Origin of the sequence: Neotabrizicola shimadae (genome assembly GCF_019623905.1) — a bacterium.
In the GTDB taxonomy this organism is placed as follows: domain Bacteria; phylum Pseudomonadota; class Alphaproteobacteria; order Rhodobacterales; family Rhodobacteraceae; genus Neotabrizicola; species Neotabrizicola shimadae.
Genome location: NZ_CP069370.1, coordinates 3,795,566 through 3,813,553, shown reverse-complemented (window position 1 = coordinate 3,813,553; position 17,988 = coordinate 3,795,566). Strand labels below are relative to the sequence as shown.

The window sequence follows — 17,988 nt, the reverse complement described above, 5'->3', positions numbered from 1 at the left end:
GGCCGGTGGGTCCGCTTTTTCGTTTTCGGGGTGTCATGTCCGACCTTGTTGCCAAGACTGCCATTGATCAACGCCTGGCCGGCATTGTCGGCCCGGTGATCGAGGGGCTGGGATTCGAATTGATCCGCATCCGCCTGATGGGCGGCGGCGGCAAGGCGAGGGTGCTGCAGATCATGGCCGACCGGCCCGAGGGCGGCATCAGCGTGGACGATTGCGGCGACATTTCCACCGCGGTTTCGGCCGTGCTGGATGTGGAGGACCCGATCGAGGAAAACTACACGCTGGAAGTGTCGTCGCCGGGGATCGACCGGCCGCTGACCCGGCTGAAGGATTTCGAGATCTGGAAGGGCTGGGAAGCCCGGATCGAGACCAGCGAGATGATCGACGGTCGCCGCCGGTTCAAGGGCGGGCTGATGGGCGTCGAGGGCGACGAGGTGCTGATCGAGATCGAGGACCAGGGCACCGATGTGACCATCGGGCTGAAGTTCGACTGGCTGTCGGACGCCAAGCTGGTGCTGACGGACGAGCTGATCGCCGAGATGCTGCGCCAGAAGAAGGTGGCCGAGCCCGCCGAGGGCGAGTTCGACGCGATCGAAGATGACGAAGACGGTGGCGAGGACGATCCCGCCCCGACCAAACACTGAGAGCCTGGGAGAGACCGATGGCCATTACCTCTGCCAACCAGCTTGAGCTGCTGCAGACCGCCGAAGCGGTGGCGCGCGAAAAGATGATCGACCCGGATCTGGTGATCCAGGCCATGGAGGACAGCCTCGCCCGCGCCGCGAAGAGCCGCTACGGCAGCGAGATGGACATCCGCGTGAAGATCGACCGCAAGACCGGGCGGGCGACCTTTGCCCGCGTGCGCACGGTGGTCGAGGACGAGGCGGTGGAGAATCACCACGCCCAGATGACGGTGAAGCAGGCCAAGGCCTATCTGGCGGACCCGCAGATCGGCGACGAGATCGTGGACGAGGTGCCGCCGGTGGACCTGGGCCGGATTGCCGCGCAATCGGCCAAGCAGGTGATCCTGCAGAAGGTGCGCGAGGCGGAACGCGACCGTCAGTATGACGAGTTCAAGGACCGCAAGGGCAGCATCATCAACGGCCAGGTCAAGCGCGAGGAATACGGCAACGTCATCGTCGACATCGGCCGGGGCGAAGGCATCCTGCGGCGCAACGAGAAGCTGCCGCGCGAAAGCTATCGCATCGGCGACCGTATCCGCTGCTATATCAAGGATGTCCGGCGCGAGGCGCGGGGGCCGCAGGTCTTCCTGTCGCGCACCGACCCGCAGTTCATGGCTGAGCTGTTCAAGATGGAAGTGCCGGAAATCTATGACGGCATCATCGAGATCAAGGCCGTGGCCCGCGATCCGGGGTCGCGCGCGAAGATCGCGGTGATTTCCTATGACAATTCGATCGACCCGGTGGGCGCCTGCGTCGGTATGCGCGGCAGCCGCGTGCAGGCCGTGGTGAACGAGCTGCAGGGCGAGAAGATCGACATCATCCCGTGGAACCAGGACATCGCCACGTTCCTGGTGAACGCGCTGCAGCCGGCGGAAGTGTCGAAGGTCGTGTTCGACGAAGAGGCGGGCAAGATCGAGGTCGTGGTGCCGGACGAGCAGCTGTCGCTGGCCATCGGCCGGCGCGGCCAGAACGTGCGTCTGGCGAGCCAGCTGACAGCGCTGGACATCGACATCATGACCGAGGCCGAGGAAAGCCAGCGCCGCCAGGCCGAGTTCGCCGAGCGGACCCAGCTGTTCATGGACACGCTGGACGTGGACGAGATGATGGCGCAACTGCTTGTTTCGGAAGGGTTCACCAACCTGGAAGAAGTGGCCTATGTCGATGTGGACGAGCTTTTGTCCATCGACGGCTTCGACGAGGGCACGGCCGCGGAACTGCAGGCCCGCGCCCGCGACTATCTGGACGAGCAGAACCGCAAGGCGCTGGAAGAGGCGCGCGCCCTGGGCATCGAGGAAAGCCTGGTCGAGTTCGAGGGCCTGACCCCGCCGATGCTGGTGGTGCTGGCCAAGGACGGCATCAAGACGCTGGAAGACTTTGCCACCTGCGCCGACTGGGAGCTGGCCGGCGGCTGGACCACGGAAAACGGCCAGCGCAAGAAGGACGAGGGCCTTCTGGAGAAGTTCGACGTGAGCCTGGACGAGGCGCAGACCATGATCATGACCGCGCGCGTCATGCTGGGCTGGGTCGATCCGACGGAAATGGACGCCGGGGCCGAAGAGGCCGCGGAAGAGGAAGAGGAGGCCGGGGCCTGATGGCCCTGGAATGGCCCCATGACGCGCGGCGGCGCAACCGATGACCGCGACGGGCCGGAGCGCAAGTGCATTGTCACGGGCGCGAGCGGGCCGAAGGCCGGGCTGATCCGTTTCGTGATCGGGCCGGACGGCATGGTTGTGCCTGACGTGTTGGGGCGGCTGCCGGGCCGGGGCATCTGGGTCTCGGCTGACCGGGCGGCGATCGAGAAGGCCGCGGCGAAGGGGCTGTTTGCCCGGGCCGCGCGACAGCCGGTGAAGGCGCCCGAGGGGCTGACCGATCTGGTCGAGGATATCCTCGCCCGCCGGGTGGTGGACCTGGTGTCGATGGCCCGCAAGGCCGGCGGCGCGGTCTGCGGTTACGAGAAAGTGAAGGACTGGCTGGTGAAGGGCGAAGCTGTCGTCCTGGTCCAGGCCTCCGACGGGTCTGAACGCGGCAAGGCGAAGCTTCATCCCCCCGGGGATGAAGACTCGTTCATTGCCTGCATGACCGCGCGGGAATTGGGTTTGTCCTTCGGACGGGAACGTGCAATACACGCGGCGCTCGCCGCTGGCGGACTCACTGTCCGTGTTGTAGAGGAAGCGGCGCGGCTGGCCGGACTGCGCATGGCGCAGGAACCCGGCCGCGTCGGCGGCAGGACCGCCGGGAAGGATACGAAGGACGCATGACGGACAAAGACGGCAAGAAACCCCTTGGCCTTGGTGGTGGCACGGCCCGTCCGGGCCAGGTGAAGCAGAGCTTCAGCCACGGCCGGACCCATGCCGTGGTGGTGGAAACCAAGCGCAAGCGCGTCGTCGTGCCTGCGGCCAAGCCGGCTGCGGGTGGTGCGGCGTCCTCGTCCTCGAACACGGGCGACCCTTCGCGTCGCCCCGCCGGGATTTCCGATGCCGAGATGGAGCGCCGTCTGGCTGCCCTGCGAGCCGCAAAGGCGCGCGAGCATGAAGACAACGCCCGCCGGGCCGAGGAAGAGCGCCAGCGCGAGGAAGACCGCCAGCGTCGCCGTGAGGAGATGGAGGCGAAGGAGCGCGAAGAGCGCGCCCGCGAAGAGGCTCTGCGGCTGAAGGCCGAGGAAGAGGCCCGCGCGGCGCGTGAAGCCGCCGAGGCCAAGGTTGCCGCGGCTGCCGCGCGCAAGGCCGACGTTCTGGGCACGCAGCGCCGCCAGCCGGCCGCACCCGAGCCCGAGGCGCCCGTGGCCAAGCCCGCAGCCCGCAAGACCGACCGCGCCGCCCCGGCGGCGGCGGCGGAACCGGCCGCGGCTGTGCCGGGCGAGGACCGCACCGCGGCAGCGCGGCCCGGCCTGAGCCCGCGCAAGACCGACCGCGAGCGCGACGACCGCGCCGCCGAACGCGACCGCGGGTCCAAGCGGGGCGATGAAGGTCGCCGCGCCGGCAAGCTGACGCTTTCGGACGCAATCTCGGACGAGGGCGGCCGCCAGCGGTCGCTTGCCGCGATGAAGCGCAAGCAGGAGAAGGCGCGCCAGAAAGCGCTTGGGTTCGGCCAGAAGGCCGAAAAGCAGGTGCGCGACGTGCAGCTTCCCGAAACGATCGTCGTCAGCGAACTGGCGAACCGCATGGCGGAACGCGCTGCGGACGTGGTGAAGGTGCTCATGAAGATGGGCATGATGGTCACCATGAACCAGTCGATCGACGCCGACACCGCGGAACTGGTGATCGAGGAATTCGGTCACCGCGCCGTGCGCGTTTCGGATTCGGACGTAGAACAGGTGATCGCGACCGATGTCGACAAGGACGAGGATCTGCTGCCGCGTCCGCCGGTGGTGACGATCATGGGTCACGTCGACCATGGCAAGACCAGCCTTCTGGACGCGATCCGCAAGACCAGCGTGGTTTCGGGCGAAGCGGGCGGGATCACCCAGCACATCGGCGCCTATCAGGTGACGACGGCCTCTGGCCAGCAGATCACCTTCCTGGACACGCCGGGCCACGCGGCCTTTACCTCGATGCGGGCCCGTGGCGCGCAGGTGACGGATATCGTGGTGCTGGTGGTGGCCGCCGATGACGCGGTGATGCCGCAGACGGTGGAGGCGATCAACCACGCCAAGGCCGCCAAGGTGCCGATGATCATCGCGATCAACAAGGTCGACAAGCCGGATGCGAACCCGCAGAAGGTGCGGACCGATCTTCTGCAGCACGAGATCGTCGTCGAGGCGATGTCGGGCGACGTGCAGGATGTCGAGGTTTCGGCCAAGACCGGCAAGGGCCTGGACGAGCTGCTGGAAGCGATCCTGCTTCAGGCCGAAATCCTGGAACTGCGCGCCAACCCGGATCGTCCGGCGCAGGGCGCAGTGATCGAAGCCAAGCTGGACGTGGGCCGCGGCCCGGTGGCGACGGTTCTGGTGCAGAACGGCACGCTGAAGCGCGGCGACATCTTCGTCGTGGGCGAGCAGTGGGGCAAGGTGCGTGCTCTGGTCAACGACCTGGGCGACCGCGTGGACGAGGCCGGGCCTTCGGTTCCGGTGGAAGTCCTGGGCCTGACCGGCACGCCGCAGGCGGGCGACACGCTGAACGTGGTGGCGACCGAGGCGCAGGCACGCGAGATCGTGGACTACCGCGTCAAGACCACGCGCGACAAGCGCGCGGCAGCGGGCGCCGCGACGACGCTGGAACAGCTGATGGCGAAGGCCAAGGCCGACCTGAGCGTGGCGGAACTGCCCGTTCTGGTGAAGGCGGACGTGCAGGGTTCGGCGGAAGCCATCGTGCAGGCGCTGGAGAAGGTCGGCAACGACGAGGTGCGGGTGCGTATCCTGCATTCCGGCGTGGGCGCGATCACCGATTCGGACGTGATCCTTGCGGAAGCCTCAAACGCGCCGATCATCGGCTTCAACGTGCGGGCCAATGCCACCGCCCGGGCCTCGGCCCAGCAGAAGGGCGTGGAGATCCGGTATTACTCGATCATCTACGACCTGATCGACGACATCCGCCAGGCGGCCTCGGGTCTGTTGAAGGCCGAGGTGCGCGAGAACTTCATCGGCTATGCGAAGATCCTTCAGGTCTTCCGCATCACCGGCGTGGGCAATGTCGCGGGCTGCCTGGTCACCGAGGGCGTGGCGCGGCGGTCGGCCGGCGTGCGCCTGCTGCGCGACAACGTGGTGATCCACGAGGGCACGCTGAAGACGCTGAAGCGGTTCAAGGACGAGGTGAAGGAAGTCATCTCGGGCCAGGAATGCGGCATGGCGTTCGAGCGGTACGAAGACGTGCGCGAAGGCGATGTCATCGAAATCTTCGAGCGCGAGGAGGTCCAGCGCAAGCTGACCTGACGCGCGCGTCGCAGGAAATGAAGAGGCCGGGCGATTGCCCGGCCTTTTTCCGTCCCCCGGATGGCTGCCTGCGCCTAGTTCGCCCGCGCGACGGTCGGCACCGGATAGCCCACGAAGTTGCGTTCATCGACACGCACGATCACCTTGCCATCGGCCAGTTGGCCGACGACCACCCCCTGCACTGAGACACAGCTTCCAAGCGTGATGGTCCTGAGCATCTGTCAATCCCCCCTTTGACACTGGATAAACAATATCTCGCGCTGGACAGATTTCCATCACCAATTTGTCTTAATTGTGTATTTCTGTCGCGCGATTTGCGCGCGACTCACAGCCAGTCGCGCAGAATCGGGATCAGGGGCAGGTCTGCGGGGGGCATGGGATAGTCGCGCAGACGGTTGGGGGGCACCCAGGCCAGGGCCTGGCCCTCGCGGCCATGGGCGATTCCCTCCCACCGGCGGCAGACGAACAACGGCATGAGCAGGTGGAAGTCGTCGTAGCCGTGGCTGGCGAAGGTCAGGGGCGCGAGGCAGCTGGATTTCGTCTCGATCCCCAGTTCTTCCTGCAGCTCGCGGATCAGGGCGGTTTCGGGCGATTCGCCCGGTTCGACCTTGCCGCCCGGAAACTCCCACAGGCCGGCCAGCGACTTGCCCTCGGGCCGCTGTGCCAGAAGCACGCGGCCGTCGGGATCGACAAGCGCGACAGCAGCGACAAGGACGACCTTCATCGCGCGGTCACGACCGGTAGTCGGCGTTGATCTCGATGTAGGCGTGGGTCAAGTCGCAGGTCCAGACCGTGCGGCTGGACTTGCCGAGGCCCAGGTCCACGGCGATGACCAGTTCCGCCTGCTTCATGTAGGCAGCGCCCGCCTCTTCGGTGTAGGACGGGTCGCGCCAGCCGTTGCGGGCCAGGACGATGTCGCCCAGGCGGATGGTCAGGCGGTCGCGGTCGGCCTGGGCGCCGGATTTGCCCACGGCCATGACGATGCGGCCCCAGTTCGGGTCTTCGCCGGCGATGGCGGTCTTGACCAGCGGCGAGTTGGCGATGGCGAAGGCGACCTTGGCGGCGTCTTCGTCGCTGGCGGCGCCGGTGACGCGCACCTCGACCAGTTTCGTCGCGCCCTCGCCATCGCGCACGACCTGCAGCGCAAGGTCGCGCATCACGCCGGCCAGGGCCTTTTCGAAGGCGCGGGCCGTGGCGCCCTTCACCTCGGCCGCCGGGCTTTGGCCGGTGGCGGCGACAAGCAGCGTGTCGGAGGTGGAGGTGTCGCTGTCCACGGTGATCGAATTGAAGGTCGCGCCCACGTTGCGCGAGACCATTTTCTGCAGCGTGGCGGACGAGATCTTCGCATCGGTGAAGATATAGACCAGCATGGTGGCCATGTCGGGCGCGATCATGCCCGAACCCTTGGCGATGCCGGCGATGCGGATCGGGCCGCCCTCGCCTTCCACTTCGGCAGAGGCGCCCTTGGGGAAGGTGTCGGTCGTCATGATCGCCTTGGCGGCCATGGCGATGCCATCGCCGGAGAGCCCGGCCACCAGGTCGGGGATGCGGGCGGTGATGCGGTCATGCGGCAAGGGTTCGCCGATGACGCCGGTAGAGGAAGAGAACACGCGCGCGGCCGGGATGCCAAGGGCAGAGGCCACGCCGCCGGTGACGGCGGCGACCGCCTCGTCCCCCACCTTGCCGGTGAAGGCATTGGAATTGCCCGAATTCACGATGATCGCGGCCCCGGCGGAAAGGTCCGGTTTGCCGGCGAGCTTGGCCTGGCAGTCGCGCACACAGCCCGAACGGGTGGCGGATGTGGTGAAGGCCCCGGCAATCACCGTGCCGGAGGCCAGCCGCACCAGCATGACGTCGGTGCGGTTCTTGTACTTCACGCCGGCCTCGGCGGCGGCGAATTCCACGCCGGCGATGGCGGGCAGCGCGGGGAAGCCACCGGCGGGCGCAAGGGGAGAGACAGGCTTGGCCGCCTTGGCCACCGCCTCGGAGGCGGCGGCGACCAGATCGGTCGCCCCCTCCGTCAGGCGGGACTTCAGCTTGTCGACCTTCTTCTTCAGCTTCTTGGCTTCGGCTTTCCAGTCGGTCTGTGCCATCGGTCCCTCCGTTGCGCGCCGTCTGTTGCGGGCGATTACTGGTCGATCAGAGCGGTGTTCTTCAGAACGGCCGGATCAAGCCCTTCGCCGTGCTTTTCGATCTTGGCGGCCTTGGTCAGTTCCTCGACCTTGGCCTCGATCGCCTTCTGTTCCAGATCCTGCGCGATTTCGTCGTGCAGTTCGTCCAGGGCGGGCGGGGCGGCAGGGCGGGTTTCCTGCACCAGGATCAGGTGCCAGCCGAAATCGGACTGCACCGGATCGGTGACCTTGCCGATCTGGGCCGCGATCACCGCATCTTCGAAGGGTTTCACCATCATGCCGGTGCCGAACCAGCCAAGGTCGCCGCCTTGTGCGCCCGAGCCGGTGTCGGTGGAATTGGCCTTGGCCAGTTCGGCGAAATCGGCGCCGCCATCCAGTTGGGCCTTCAGTTCCTTCGCCTTTTCTTCGCTGTCCACCAGGATGTGGGCTGCGTGGTATTCGGTCGCGGGCGGAATGGCGGCGATGCGCGCATCGTATTCGGCCTTGATCGCCTCTTCGGTAACGGCGGCGGTCACCACGGGCACGAGGGCCTGCTGCGAAAGATAGCCCCGCCGGTCGTTCTGCAGGTTCAGGTCGTCGCGCAGCGTGATGGCGTTTTCCACCGATTCCATCAGCACTTCCTGCTGGACCAACTGGTCAAGGATGCCCTTGAACAGCACGTCATCCGGCAGGGACTGGTACTGCGCGGGCAGGCGTTCGCGCAGCGCGATCATGTGGCCAAGCGTGATGTCGGTGCCGTTGACGGTCGCCACCACGGTGGCGGCGGTCGGCGCGGCATCCTGGGCCAGGGCCGGCGTGGCCAAGGCGGCCGACAGCATCAGGGCCGCCCAAAGACCGGCATGTTTCATGATTCTCACTTCCTCATGATCGGGCCGCGACCCGGCGCGGCGTTGACTTGACCGGGTGTTCCCACTACATCGCGGCAGTCGCGTGAGACGGCCGCTGAAGCGGGGCGCGCCCGGCGCCTTCCCGGCTCTTCTATGGAAGGCGGCGAAAGCGGGCAAGGCCGCTTGGTTCAATGCCTCACACGATCATGTCAGGAACGACCAGGCGGAGAAAACATGCTGGGTCTTGGATCGCTTGCGCGGAAGGTCTTCGGGACCCCGAATGACCGCAAGATCAAATCTGTCCGTCCGCTGGTCGCAAAGATCAACGCGCTGGAACCGGAATACGCGGCGCTGACGGACGACGGCATCAAGGCCAAGACAGCGGAATTGCAGAAGCGGGCGCAGGGCGGCGAAAGCCTGGATGACCTGCTTCCCGAAGCCTTTGCCAACTGCCGCGAGGCGGCGAAGCGGGCGCTTGGCCTGCGCGCCTTTGACGTGCAGCTGATGGGCGGCATCTTCCTGCATCAGGGCAACATCGCGGAAATGCGCACGGGCGAGGGCAAGACCCTCGTCGCCACATTCCCGGCCTATCTGAACGCGCTGGCCGGCAAGGGCGTGCATGTCGTGACGGTCAACGACTATCTGGCCAAGCGCGACGCGGACTGGATGGGCAAGGTCTATGCGCAACTGGGCATGACCACCGGCGTGGTCTATCCCTACCAGCCCGATGCCGAAAAGCGCGCGGCCTACAAGGCCGACATCACCTATGCCACCAACAACGAGCTGGGCTTCGACTACCTGCGCGACAACATGAAGGGGTCGATCGAAGAGATGGCGCAGCGCGGCCATTTCTATGCGATCGTGGACGAGGTCGACTCGATCCTGGTGGACGAGGCGCGGACGCCGCTCATCATCTCTGGCCCCAGCCAGGACCGCAGCGACCTGTACACGACGGTCGACAAGCTGATCGTGAACCTGCTGCCCGACCACTACAAGCTGGACGAAAAGGCGCGCAACGTCACCCTGACCGATGCGGGCAACGAGTTCGTGGAGCAGCTGTTCCGCAACGCCGGCCTGCTTACGGAAGACCAGACGCTGTACGATCCGGAATCGACCACCCTGCTGCACCATGCCACGCAGGCGCTGAAGGCCCACATGCTGTTCCACCGCGACCAGCAATACATCGTGCGCGGCGGCGAGGTGATGCTGATCGACGAATTCACCGGCCGCATGATGCGGGGCCGCCGTCTTTCGGACGGCCTGCACCAGGCAATCGAGGCCAAGGAAGGCGTGCAGATCCAGCCCGAGAACGTGACGCTGGCCTCTGTGACCTTCCAGAACTACTTCCGTCTTTATGGCAAGCTGGCCGGAATGACCGGCACCGCCGTGACCGAGGCCGAGGAGTTCATGGAAATCTACAACCTTGGCGTTGTGGAGGTTCCGACCAACCGCCCGGTCGCGCGCAAGGACGATCATGACCAGGTCTTCCGCACCGCACGGGAGAAGTTCGAAGGCATCATCAAGACCATCCGCGAGGCCAATGCCAAGGGCCAGCCGATCCTGGTGGGGACGACCTCGATCGAGAAGTCGGAATACCTGTCGGACATGCTGAAGAAGGAGGGCATCGCGCATAACGTGCTGAACGCCCGCCAGCACGAGCAGGAAGCCAAGATCGTGGCCGAGGCCGGGCGCTTTGGCGCCGTGACCATCGCCACCAACATGGCCGGCCGCGGCACCGACATCCAGTTGGGCGGCAGCGTCGAGTTGAAGGTGCTGGAGGCCATCGCCGCCGACCCGCATCTGCACCCCGACGAGGTTCGCGCCCGGATCGAGGCCGAACACGCGCAGGAGAAGGAGCAGGTCAAGCAGGCCGGCGGCCTGTTCGTGCTGGGCACCGAACGCCACGAAAGCCGCCGCATCGACAACCAGCTGCGCGGCCGGTCTGGCCGCCAGGGCGACCCTGGCCGGTCGTCGTTCTTCCTGAGCCTGGAAGACGACCTGATGCGCATCTTCGGGTCGGAGCGGCTGGATTCGGTGCTGTCCAAGCTGGGCATGAAGGAAGGCGAATCCATCGTTCACCCCTGGGTGAACAAGTCGCTGGAACGCGCCCAGGCCAAGGTGGAAGGCCGCAACTTCGACATCCGCAAGCAGCTTCTGAAGTTCGACGACGTGATGAACGACCAGCGCAAGGCGATCTTCAGCCAGCGCATGGAGATCATGGAGGCCGAGGATCTGTCGGAGATCGTCGGCGACATGCGACACCAGGTCGTCGAGGACGCGGTGGCGCAGTTCATGCCGCCCAAGACCTATGCCGACCAGTGGAAGCCCGAAGCCCTGCGCGACGCGGTGCGCGAACGGCTGAACCTGGACCTGCCGATCATCGAATGGGCCGCCGAAGAGGGCGTGGACCAGGCGGTGATGGAAGAACGCATCCGCGAAGCCAGCGACAAGCTGATCGCCGAGAAGCTGGAAGCCTTCGGGCCCGAGACCATGCGCCAGATCGAGAAGCAGCTTCTGCTGCAGTCGATCGACGGCAAGTGGCGCGAGCACCTTCTGCGGCTGGAGCATTTGCGGTCGGTCGTGGGCTTCCGCGGCTATGCGCAGCGCGACCCGCTGTCGGAATACAAGACCGAGGCCTTCGCACTGTTCGAGACCATGCTGAACTCGCTGCGGCAGGACGTGACGCAGAAGCTGTCGCTGATCCGGCCGATCACGCAGGAAGAACAGCAGGCGATGATGGCGCAACTGATGGCGCAGCAGGCCCGTGCCGCGGCGCCGGCCGCCACCGAGGCCGCGCCGGCGCCCCAGCCCGAGCTGGAGACGGCCGGGGCGGTCGCGGGTGCCGGTGTTGCCGCAACGGCAACGGCGCGGCCGGGCTTTGTGGAAAGCGACCCCTCGACCTGGGGCAACCCAAGCCGCAACGATCCCTGCCCCTGCGGTTCGGGCGAGAAGTTCAAGCACTGTCACGGCCGCATCGCCTGATTGTGGCCGGAAAGGGACGGGCGCGGCCGACATGCGCCACGTCCGCCCGATTCCGGCCCTGACATCAGGAAACATTCCGCCATTTCGCCATCTGCCCGCCCGGTTGACGGCCTAGCTCTTTCTGCATCGACCGCCATCGGAGGATGGGCAGATGCAGAATCGGACCAGACGACTTGTTCGCGTGATTGCCATCCTGGGGGTGGCCGTGGCAGCCGGCCAGCTGGTCCAGACACGCTTTGCCGATCCGCGTCAGGGCGCGCTGTCCAAGCCGCAGGACATCCAGCAGGTTGCGGCCGGGCCCGCGACCGAGACGATGCCCAACATGTCCATGACGCTGTCGTTGCCCGCCCTGCCCGGCATGTCCCCTGCCCCCGCTGGCACCGCCCCCACACGGGCCGAGGCGGTCCAGGCCACGCTGCCGGGGCCGGAAACCGCGCTGCCCGCACTGGTGGCACCCGACCTGCATGTCCCCAGCCAGGCCTCTGCCTGTGACCGCGCCCTGCTGTTGCGCGCCGGCCCGCAGGCGACCATCGGCGTTTCGCTTTCGGCGCCCTGCGATGCGGGGCAGCGGGTGGTCCTGCGCCATGCCGGGCTGGCCGTCACCGCCCGCACCAGCGAACAGGGCCAGCTGACCCTCGCCCTGCCCGGAATGGCGCCCGAGGCCACGGTCTCGGTCCTGTTCGAGGACGGAACGCAGGCTACGGCCAACGTCGCCCTGCCGGATGCCGCCAGCTATCGCCGCTTTGCCGTGCAGTGGCAGGGACCGGACGAGTTTCAGCTTCATGCCTTCGAGAACGGCGCGGATTACGGCGATCCCGGCCATGTCTGGGCCGGCGCACCGCATCTGCCGGTGTCGGGCCAGCCCGCGACCGGCGGCTGGATGATGGTCCTGGGCGACGCCTCGGTCGCCCTGCCCCTGCAGGCGGCGGTCTATACCTTCCCGTCCATCCCTGGCCCGGCCCCGGAAATCGTGATCGAGGCGCCGGTGATGGAATCGACCTGCGGACGGGAGATGCTGGGCGAACTGCTGACCGCAAGTGCCGGCGCGACCTCGACCGAGGAACTGACCCTCGCGATGCCCGACTGTTCGGCCGTGGGTGACATTCTGGTGTTGAAGAATCTTGCCCCCGCCGTGAAGATCGCCGCCACGAACTGAGGGGTGGGCAGGCAATAATGGGTGCCGGCATCTGGCGGGCTTTGGCGCGCGCGGCGGTCTTCGCCGCGCTTTTGCTTGCGCGCCCGGCCGTGGCGCAGGACGTGGCGCTGGTCGCGCGCGATGGTGGGCTGACCATTGCCGGCATCCTGCAAAGCTTCGATGGCGAGTTCTACCGCATCGACACGGATTACGGCCCCCTGACGGTGGATGCCGAAGGGGTGATCTGCGAAGGGCCGGGCTGCCCCGACCTTGTGGCGCCGCGCGCAGCGATCCGCGTGGTGGGCGTTGCCGATGCCGGGGCGGCGCTGGTGCCGCCGCTGTTCGAGGCCTTCGCGAGGGTACGCGGCTATGACTTCCAGCGCGGGGAAGGCCCCGGCTTTTCGGCGCAGCTGATCGACCGGACGGGCGGGCAGGTGCTGGCCGATGTCAGCTTTGCGGCGCAGCCGGCCGAGATGGCCCGCGCCACGCTGAAGGCGCGCGAGGCCGAACTGGTGCTGGCCGCCGGGCCAGAGCCGGGGCTGGCAAGCCGCGCGGTGGCGCTGGATGCGCTGGTCACCATCGTGTCGCCCGACAACCCGACGCCCGCGATCTCGACCCCCGATCTGGCGCGGGTGCTGTCGGGCGAGGTGGACAACTGGGCGCAGATCGGCGGGCCGGACATGCCCTTGGTGCTTCACGCCCTGATGCCCGAAGCCGACCTGAGCCGCGCCCTGACCGCCCGGCTTGGCCGGCCGGTGCAGGCCGCGATCACGCATCCTGACCTTGCCTCGCTGGCGCTGGCCGTCGCGGCGGACCCTTGGGCCATTGCGGTGACCGGGCGGGTCGCGGTCGAGCCGGCCAAGCTCTTGCCGATGACCGACAGCTGCGGCTTTCCCCTCCTGCCCTCGCGTCTGGCGGTGAAGGCCGAGGATTACCCCCTGTCGCTGCCCATCCTGTTCGTGACCCCGCGCCACCGCCTGCCGCTTCTGGCGCGCGAGTTCCTGGAGTTTCTGGGCACGCCCGCGGCGCAGATCGCCGTGGCCGAGGCCGGCTATGTGGATCGCCGCCCCGAACGCCAGCCGATGACCGCCGACGGGTTCCGCCTGATCAATGCCATCGAGGGCGCGGGCGAGGAAACCACGCTGGCCGACCTGCAGCGGCTGGTCGGCGTGATGGCGGGGGCCGACCGGGTGTCGCTGACCTTCCGCTTCCAGGACGGCTCGACCGAGCTTGACGCGCAAAGCCAGGAAAACGTGCTGGACCTTGCCCGACTTCTTGGCGCGGGGGCGTTCCGCGACGAGGTGCTGGTGCTGGCGGGGTTTTCCGACGGTGAAGGCGCGTCAGAGGCCAACCTGGAACTGTCACGCCAGCGGGCCGAAATGGTGCGCTCGGCCCTGATCGGGGCGGCGCCCGATCTGCCGGATGACCGCCTGCCCATCGTCTTTGCCTTTGGCGAGGCGATGCCGCTCGCCTGCGACAAGACGGGGCCGGGCCGGCACCTGAACCGGCGGGTCGAGCTGTGGGTGAAGCCCGCGCTTGGCGACTGGGCCAAGGCCGCGCTAAACGAAGGCGCCGACGGGGAAGACGTGCCGTGAGCCACAAGGACGACCTGCGCGCCCTGGCGGTGGCCCGGATGGCGCCGGTGGTCCCGGTGGTTCACCCCGGCAAGGCGCGCTGGTCGGTGGCCGACTGCCTGCCGCCGCAGGGCAACATCGGCATCGAACTGGGCGTGGCGGCGGGCGGCTTTGCCGCGCGCATGGTGGCCTCGGGCCGGTTCGACCACTACTTCGGCGTCGATGTTTACGGCGACCTGCACAACACGCGCGAATACAAGAAGGCGTTGGCCGCGGTGGGCCTGCTGTCACCCTGCCGCCTGTTGCGCATGACCTTCGATCAGGCACTGGACCTGTTTCCCGATGCCTTCTTCGATTTCATCTATGTCGACGGCTACGCCCATACCGGCGAAGAAGGCGGCCGCACCCTGGTGGACTGGCTGCCCAAGCTGAAGCCGGGCGGTGTGATGGCGGGGGACGACTATTCGCTGGCGGACTGGCCGCTGGTCGTCTGGGCGGTCAACGATTTCGTGGCGCAGCTTGGCGTGACGCTGAACGTGACCGCCGAGCTATCCGACGAGCCTTATGCAAGGTTCCCCTCCTGGTGGTTCGTGGCGCCCGCGGTGTTCGATGCGCGCAAGGTCGTGCTGACGCCCGACCTGCTGGACGTGGCCGATGCGGAAAAGCTGGCGGTGGCCGAACAGCGGCGCCGCAAACAGGCGGCGCGGCGGCAAGGTCAGAAGTAGCCCTGGCTGCGAAAGCTGACCTCGCGCGATTTGCCGATGATCAGATGGTCGTGCAGCGTGATGCCCAGAACCTGCGCCGCCTCCTGCACCTGCAGCGTCATCGAGATGTCGGCCTGGCTTGGCGTGGGGTCGCCTGAGGGGTGATTGTGGACCAGGATCAGCGCGCTGGCGTTCAGCTCCAGCGCGCGTTTCACCACCTCGCGCGGATAGACGGGGACATGATCCACCGTGCCCTTCGCCTGTTCCTCGTCTGCGATCAGCACGTTCTTGCGGTCCAGGAACAGGATGCGGAACTGTTCGGTTTCCCGGTGCGCCATGGCGGTGTGGCAATAGTCCAGAAGCGCATCCCAGGACGACAGCACCGGCCGGTGCATGACCCGCGCCCGCATCATGCGCTGCGCCACGGCTTCCAGGATCTTGAGGTCCTGCACCACCGCCTCGCCCACGCCCTTGACCGCGGACAGGCGCGCGGGGCTGGCGGTGACCACCCGGTTCAGGTCGCCGAACGTGTCCAGCAGCAGGCGCGCCAGCGGTTTGACATCCTGCCGGGGGATGGTGCGGAACAAGAGAAGCTCCAGCAGTTCGTAGTCCGGCATCGCCTGCGCCCCACCCTCCATGAAGCGGGCACGCAGCCGGGCGCGGTGGTCCTTGATGTACGATGGCAGCCGGTCGGGCAGCGGCGCGGCTTCGGCCTCATCCTCGTCCCCGGCGGGGAAAAGGGGAAGGGCGGCTTCGCGGAAGGCGGAGTTCTGGCTCATGCCGCCAGCCTGCCCCGCCTTGGTGAAGACCTGGTTAACGCCTCAGGCGCTGCGGCCGCGGTCGATGCGGCAGAACTCGGCCGTGCGGCGGCCGGTCACAGGCACCGGCACCGGGCGGCGGAACAGCTGCTGCCACAGCCGCCCCAGCTCCTCCCGTTCGATCCGCAGGAACTCCTTCGCGCGCGTGCCCCTGGGCGGGCTGCGATGGTCGGCGAGGTGACGGGACATCATGGCCTCCTCTCGGTTGGGCCCCCAGCATGGCAGCGAATCGCCTCGATGCGAAGCATCCGGTTATGCTGCATTGGCACGATCCGCCGAAAGCGGGGTCAGACTTCGGCGGCAAGCCGCCTCAGCGCCCAACCCGCCGCCTCGGCCACCACGGGATCGGGGTCGTCCAGCAGGGGACGGGCCGCATCGGCCAGGGCGGGCAGGCCGGAGTTGCCAATGGCATAAAGCACGTTGCGCACGAACCGGTTGCGCCCGATGCGCTTGACGGGTGACCCGGCAAAGCGTGCGCGGAAGGCGGCATCGTCCAGCCCGGCCAATTCCGCCAGGGCCGGCGCCTGCGGGTCCCGCGCGGCATATCCGATGTCGCTCGCCGCCACCGCGAACTTGTTCCAGGGGCAGACCGCCAGGCAATCGTCGCAGCCATAGATGCGGTTGCCCATCAGCGCCCGCAGATCGGGGTCCACCGGCCCGTGATGTTCGATCGTCAGGTAAGAGATGCAGCGCCGGGCATCCAGCTGGAAGGGCGCGGGGAAGGCGCGGGTGGGGCAGATGTCCAGGCAGGCGGTGCAGCTGCCGCAATGTTGAACCTCGGGCGCATCCTTCGGCAGGTCCAGCGTCGTGAAGATCGCGCCCAGGAACACCCAGTTGCCGAACTGCCGCGACAACAGGTTGGTGTGCCTGCCCTGCCAGCCCAGCCCCGCCGCCTGGGCCAGCGGCTTTTCCATCACCGGGGCGGTATCGACAAAGACCTTGATCCCTGCCGCCTCGCCCTCTCGCCGGGCCTCGTCGATCAACCAGCGGCCCAGGCGCTTCAGCCGCCGCTTCACCAGGTCGTGGTAATCCTTGCCCTGCGCATAGACCGACACCGCCGCCCGGTCCGGCCGGTCCAGTATGGCCAGCGGATCGGCCTCGGGCGCATAGCTTTCGGCCAGCATGATGACGCTTCGCGCCTCGGGCCACAGCGCGGCGGGGTCGGCCCGCCAATGGGTGCGCTCGGCCATCCAGGCCATCTGACCGTGCCGCCCGGCCTCCAGCCAGCGCGCCAGCCGTTCGGGCGCCCGCGGAATGGCGTCAGGGGCGCAGATCCCCATGGCCACGAAGCCCTCGGCCCGCGCCTGCACCTCCAGCCGGTCGCGCAGCGTCGCGGCCATCAGGCGGGCAGGATGGCCAAACGGGCGGCCATCTCGGCGCGGATGCGCGGAATGACGAATTCGGTGAAGAGCCGCACCTTGGGGTCCTTCAGCCGCCGGTGCGGGGTCAGCACCGAAAGCTGGGTCGGCAAGGGCGGCGTGGCGGTGGCCACCGGCACCAGCGCGCCGGTTGCCAGATGCTCGGCCACCTCGAACAGCGGTTTCATCACGATGCCGCGCCCGTCCAGCGCCCATCCGGTCAGCACATCGCCGTCATCGGATTCGAAGGGACCGGTGATGTCGAACCGGCGCGGCCCGTCCGGGGTGGCCAGCGTCCACTGGAATTCGCGCGCGCCGGGAAAGCGCAGGTTCAGGCAATCGTGCCGCCCGCTCACCAGCGCCGCCCCATCCTCGGGCATCCCGCGCTGCGCGATGTAGGACGGCGCGGCGCACAGCACCCGGGCGCAATCGGCGACATGGCGCACCTTCAACGCCGAGTCCTCCAGAAGCCCCAGATGAAAGGCCATGTCCAGACCCTCGGCCGCCAGGTCGATGATGCGGTCGGACAGCCGCAATCGCAGGTCGATCTGCGGCCAGTCGTCCTTGAAGGCCGGAACCGCCGGCGCAATCAGCCGCCGCCCGATGCCAAGCGGCGCCGCCACGAAGACCGTGCCACGCGGGTTCTGCGTCACATCCATCACCGCGGCCTCGGCCTCGTCGATGGATTCCAGGATGCGGCGCGCGCCGTCATAGAACAGCCGCCCGTTCTCGGTGGGCTGCAGAGTGCGGGTGGTGCGGTTGAACAGGCGCACGCCCAGGTGCTTTTCCAGTTCCGAGATCCGGGCCGATGCCACGGCGGGCGAAGTGCGCTGGTCGCGCGCCGCCGCACTCATGCTGCCCAATTCATAGACACGCACGAACATCTTGATGTTGTTCACGTAAGACAT

The 17,988-nt window shown here is 67.5% G+C and carries 16 protein-coding genes; 8 read left to right on the top strand and 8 right to left on the bottom strand.

The genetic code is table 11. From position 1 onward, the window contains the following. The first annotated feature begins 35 nt into the window (after positions 1-35). The 4 genes from rimP to infB are packed head-to-tail and all read left to right on the top strand — an operon-like array spanning position 36 to position 5,550. The gene (gene rimP, locus JO391_RS18480) at positions 36-644 is read left to right on the top strand and encodes a ribosome maturation factor RimP (RefSeq protein ID WP_220661874.1); all 609 of its coding nucleotides are present in this window, start codon (positions 36-38) and stop codon (positions 642-644) included. A 17-nt stretch (positions 645-661) separates the two neighbouring features. Continuing rightward, entirely contained in the window at positions 662-2,275 is a 1,614-nt protein-coding gene (gene nusA / locus JO391_RS18475) for a transcription termination factor NusA (protein ID WP_220661873.1), read from the top strand. A gap of 18 nt (positions 2,276-2,293) precedes the next feature. Next, entirely contained in the window at positions 2,294-2,941 is a 648-nt protein-coding gene (locus JO391_RS18470) for an RNA-binding protein (RefSeq protein ID WP_220661872.1), read from the top strand. Then, positions 2,938-5,550, top strand: a complete 2,613-nt coding sequence (infB, locus tag JO391_RS18465) for a translation initiation factor IF-2 (RefSeq protein WP_220661871.1) — start codon at positions 2,938-2,940, stop codon at positions 5,548-5,550. The genes JO391_RS18470 and infB overlap by 4 nt, the downstream gene beginning before the upstream one ends. A gap of 74 nt (positions 5,551-5,624) precedes the next feature. Here infB and JO391_RS18460 read toward each other — a convergent pair whose 3' ends face one another. From JO391_RS18460 to JO391_RS18445, 4 genes are all read right to left on the bottom strand, one after another. Continuing rightward, the gene (locus JO391_RS18460) at positions 5,625-5,768 is read right to left on the bottom strand and encodes a hypothetical protein (protein WP_220661870.1); all 144 of its coding nucleotides are present in this window, start codon (positions 5,766-5,768) and stop codon (positions 5,625-5,627) included. A 107-nt stretch (positions 5,769-5,875) separates the two neighbouring features. Further along, positions 5,876-6,274: a (deoxy)nucleoside triphosphate pyrophosphohydrolase gene (locus JO391_RS18455; RefSeq protein ID WP_220661869.1), complete on the bottom strand. Its 399-nt coding sequence runs from the start codon at positions 6,272-6,274 to the stop codon at positions 5,876-5,878. Positions 6,275-6,281: 7 nt separating this feature from the next. Then, on the bottom strand, positions 6,282-7,643 hold the full coding sequence (argJ, locus tag JO391_RS18450; protein WP_220661868.1) for a bifunctional glutamate N-acetyltransferase/amino-acid acetyltransferase ArgJ: 1,362 nt from the start codon (positions 7,641-7,643) through the stop codon (positions 6,282-6,284). 35 nt (positions 7,644-7,678) lie between these two features. After that, positions 7,679-8,530 carry a peptidylprolyl isomerase gene (locus JO391_RS18445; protein WP_220661867.1) on the bottom strand — a complete coding sequence of 284 codons (852 nt, stop codon included), beginning with the start codon at positions 8,528-8,530 and terminating at the stop codon, positions 7,679-7,681. Between the two features lie 213 nt (positions 8,531-8,743). On the opposite strand from JO391_RS18445, the gene secA reads away from it, so the two are divergent. From secA to JO391_RS18425, 4 genes are all read left to right on the top strand, one after another. Continuing rightward, positions 8,744-11,491, top strand: coding sequence for a preprotein translocase subunit SecA (gene secA / locus JO391_RS18440; protein ID WP_220661866.1), 2,748 nt, complete (start codon positions 8,744-8,746; stop codon positions 11,489-11,491). A 151-nt stretch (positions 11,492-11,642) separates the two neighbouring features. Continuing rightward, positions 11,643-12,647 (top strand): hypothetical protein, encoded by a 1,005-nt coding sequence (locus JO391_RS18435; protein ID WP_220661865.1) that lies wholly within the window; start codon positions 11,643-11,645, stop codon positions 12,645-12,647. Between the two features lie 17 nt (positions 12,648-12,664). Then, positions 12,665-14,221, top strand: coding sequence for a phosphate ABC transporter substrate-binding/OmpA family protein (locus JO391_RS18430; RefSeq protein WP_220661864.1), 1,557 nt, complete (start codon positions 12,665-12,667; stop codon positions 14,219-14,221). After that, complete coding sequence (locus JO391_RS18425) at positions 14,218-14,925, top strand: class I SAM-dependent methyltransferase (protein WP_220661863.1); 708 nt, start codon at positions 14,218-14,220, stop codon at positions 14,923-14,925. Before JO391_RS18430 ends, JO391_RS18425 begins: the two co-directional genes overlap by 4 nt. Here the strand turns inward: JO391_RS18425 and radC are convergent. From radC to JO391_RS18405, 4 genes are all read right to left on the bottom strand, one after another. Then, positions 14,916-15,683, bottom strand: a complete 768-nt coding sequence (radC, locus tag JO391_RS18420) for a RadC family protein (protein WP_220661862.1) — start codon at positions 15,681-15,683, stop codon at positions 14,916-14,918. The genes JO391_RS18425 and radC overlap by 10 nt on opposite strands. Before the next feature lie 42 nt (positions 15,684-15,725). After that, positions 15,726-15,914 (bottom strand): hypothetical protein, encoded by a 189-nt coding sequence (locus JO391_RS18415; RefSeq protein WP_220661861.1) that lies wholly within the window; start codon positions 15,912-15,914, stop codon positions 15,726-15,728. 95 nt (positions 15,915-16,009) lie between these two features. Further along, positions 16,010-17,062 (bottom strand): tRNA epoxyqueuosine(34) reductase QueG, encoded by a 1,053-nt coding sequence (gene queG, locus JO391_RS18410; protein ID WP_220661860.1) that lies wholly within the window; start codon positions 17,060-17,062, stop codon positions 16,010-16,012. After that, positions 17,062-17,988 (bottom strand): LysR family transcriptional regulator, encoded by a 927-nt coding sequence (locus JO391_RS18405; protein ID WP_220661859.1) that lies wholly within the window; start codon positions 17,986-17,988, stop codon positions 17,062-17,064. Before JO391_RS18405 ends, queG begins: the two co-directional genes overlap by 1 nt.

Coding starts and splice junctions, on each gene's coding strand:
- JO391_RS18435 (WP_220661865.1), top strand. CDS start 11,643: ATGCAGAATCGGACCAGACGACTTGTTCGCGTGATTGCCATCCTGGGG.
- argJ (WP_220661868.1), bottom strand. CDS start 7,643: ATGGCACAGACCGACTGGAAAGCCGAAGCCAAGAAGCTGAAGAAGAAG.
- rimP (WP_220661874.1), top strand. CDS start 36: ATGTCCGACCTTGTTGCCAAGACTGCCATTGATCAACGCCTGGCCGGC.
- secA (WP_220661866.1), top strand. CDS start 8,744: ATGCTGGGTCTTGGATCGCTTGCGCGGAAGGTCTTCGGGACCCCGAAT.
- queG (WP_220661860.1), bottom strand. CDS start 17,062: ATGGCCGCGACGCTGCGCGACCGGCTGGAGGTGCAGGCGCGGGCCGAG.
- JO391_RS18455 (WP_220661869.1), bottom strand. CDS start 6,274: ATGAAGGTCGTCCTTGTCGCTGCTGTCGCGCTTGTCGATCCCGACGGC.
- JO391_RS18405 (WP_220661859.1), bottom strand. CDS start 17,988: ATGTCTTACGTGAACAACATCAAGATGTTCGTGCGTGTCTATGAATTG.
- JO391_RS18470 (WP_220661872.1), top strand. CDS start 2,294: ATGACGCGCGGCGGCGCAACCGATGACCGCGACGGGCCGGAGCGCAAG.
- radC (WP_220661862.1), bottom strand. CDS start 15,683: ATGAGCCAGAACTCCGCCTTCCGCGAAGCCGCCCTTCCCCTTTTCCCC.
- JO391_RS18415 (WP_220661861.1), bottom strand. CDS start 15,914: ATGATGTCCCGTCACCTCGCCGACCATCGCAGCCCGCCCAGGGGCACG.
- JO391_RS18430 (WP_220661864.1), top strand. CDS start 12,665: ATGGGTGCCGGCATCTGGCGGGCTTTGGCGCGCGCGGCGGTCTTCGCC.
- JO391_RS18460 (WP_220661870.1), bottom strand. CDS start 5,768: ATGCTCAGGACCATCACGCTTGGAAGCTGTGTCTCAGTGCAGGGGGTG.
- nusA (WP_220661873.1), top strand. CDS start 662: ATGGCCATTACCTCTGCCAACCAGCTTGAGCTGCTGCAGACCGCCGAA.
- JO391_RS18445 (WP_220661867.1), bottom strand. CDS start 8,530: ATGAAACATGCCGGTCTTTGGGCGGCCCTGATGCTGTCGGCCGCCTTG.
- infB (WP_220661871.1), top strand. CDS start 2,938: ATGACGGACAAAGACGGCAAGAAACCCCTTGGCCTTGGTGGTGGCACG.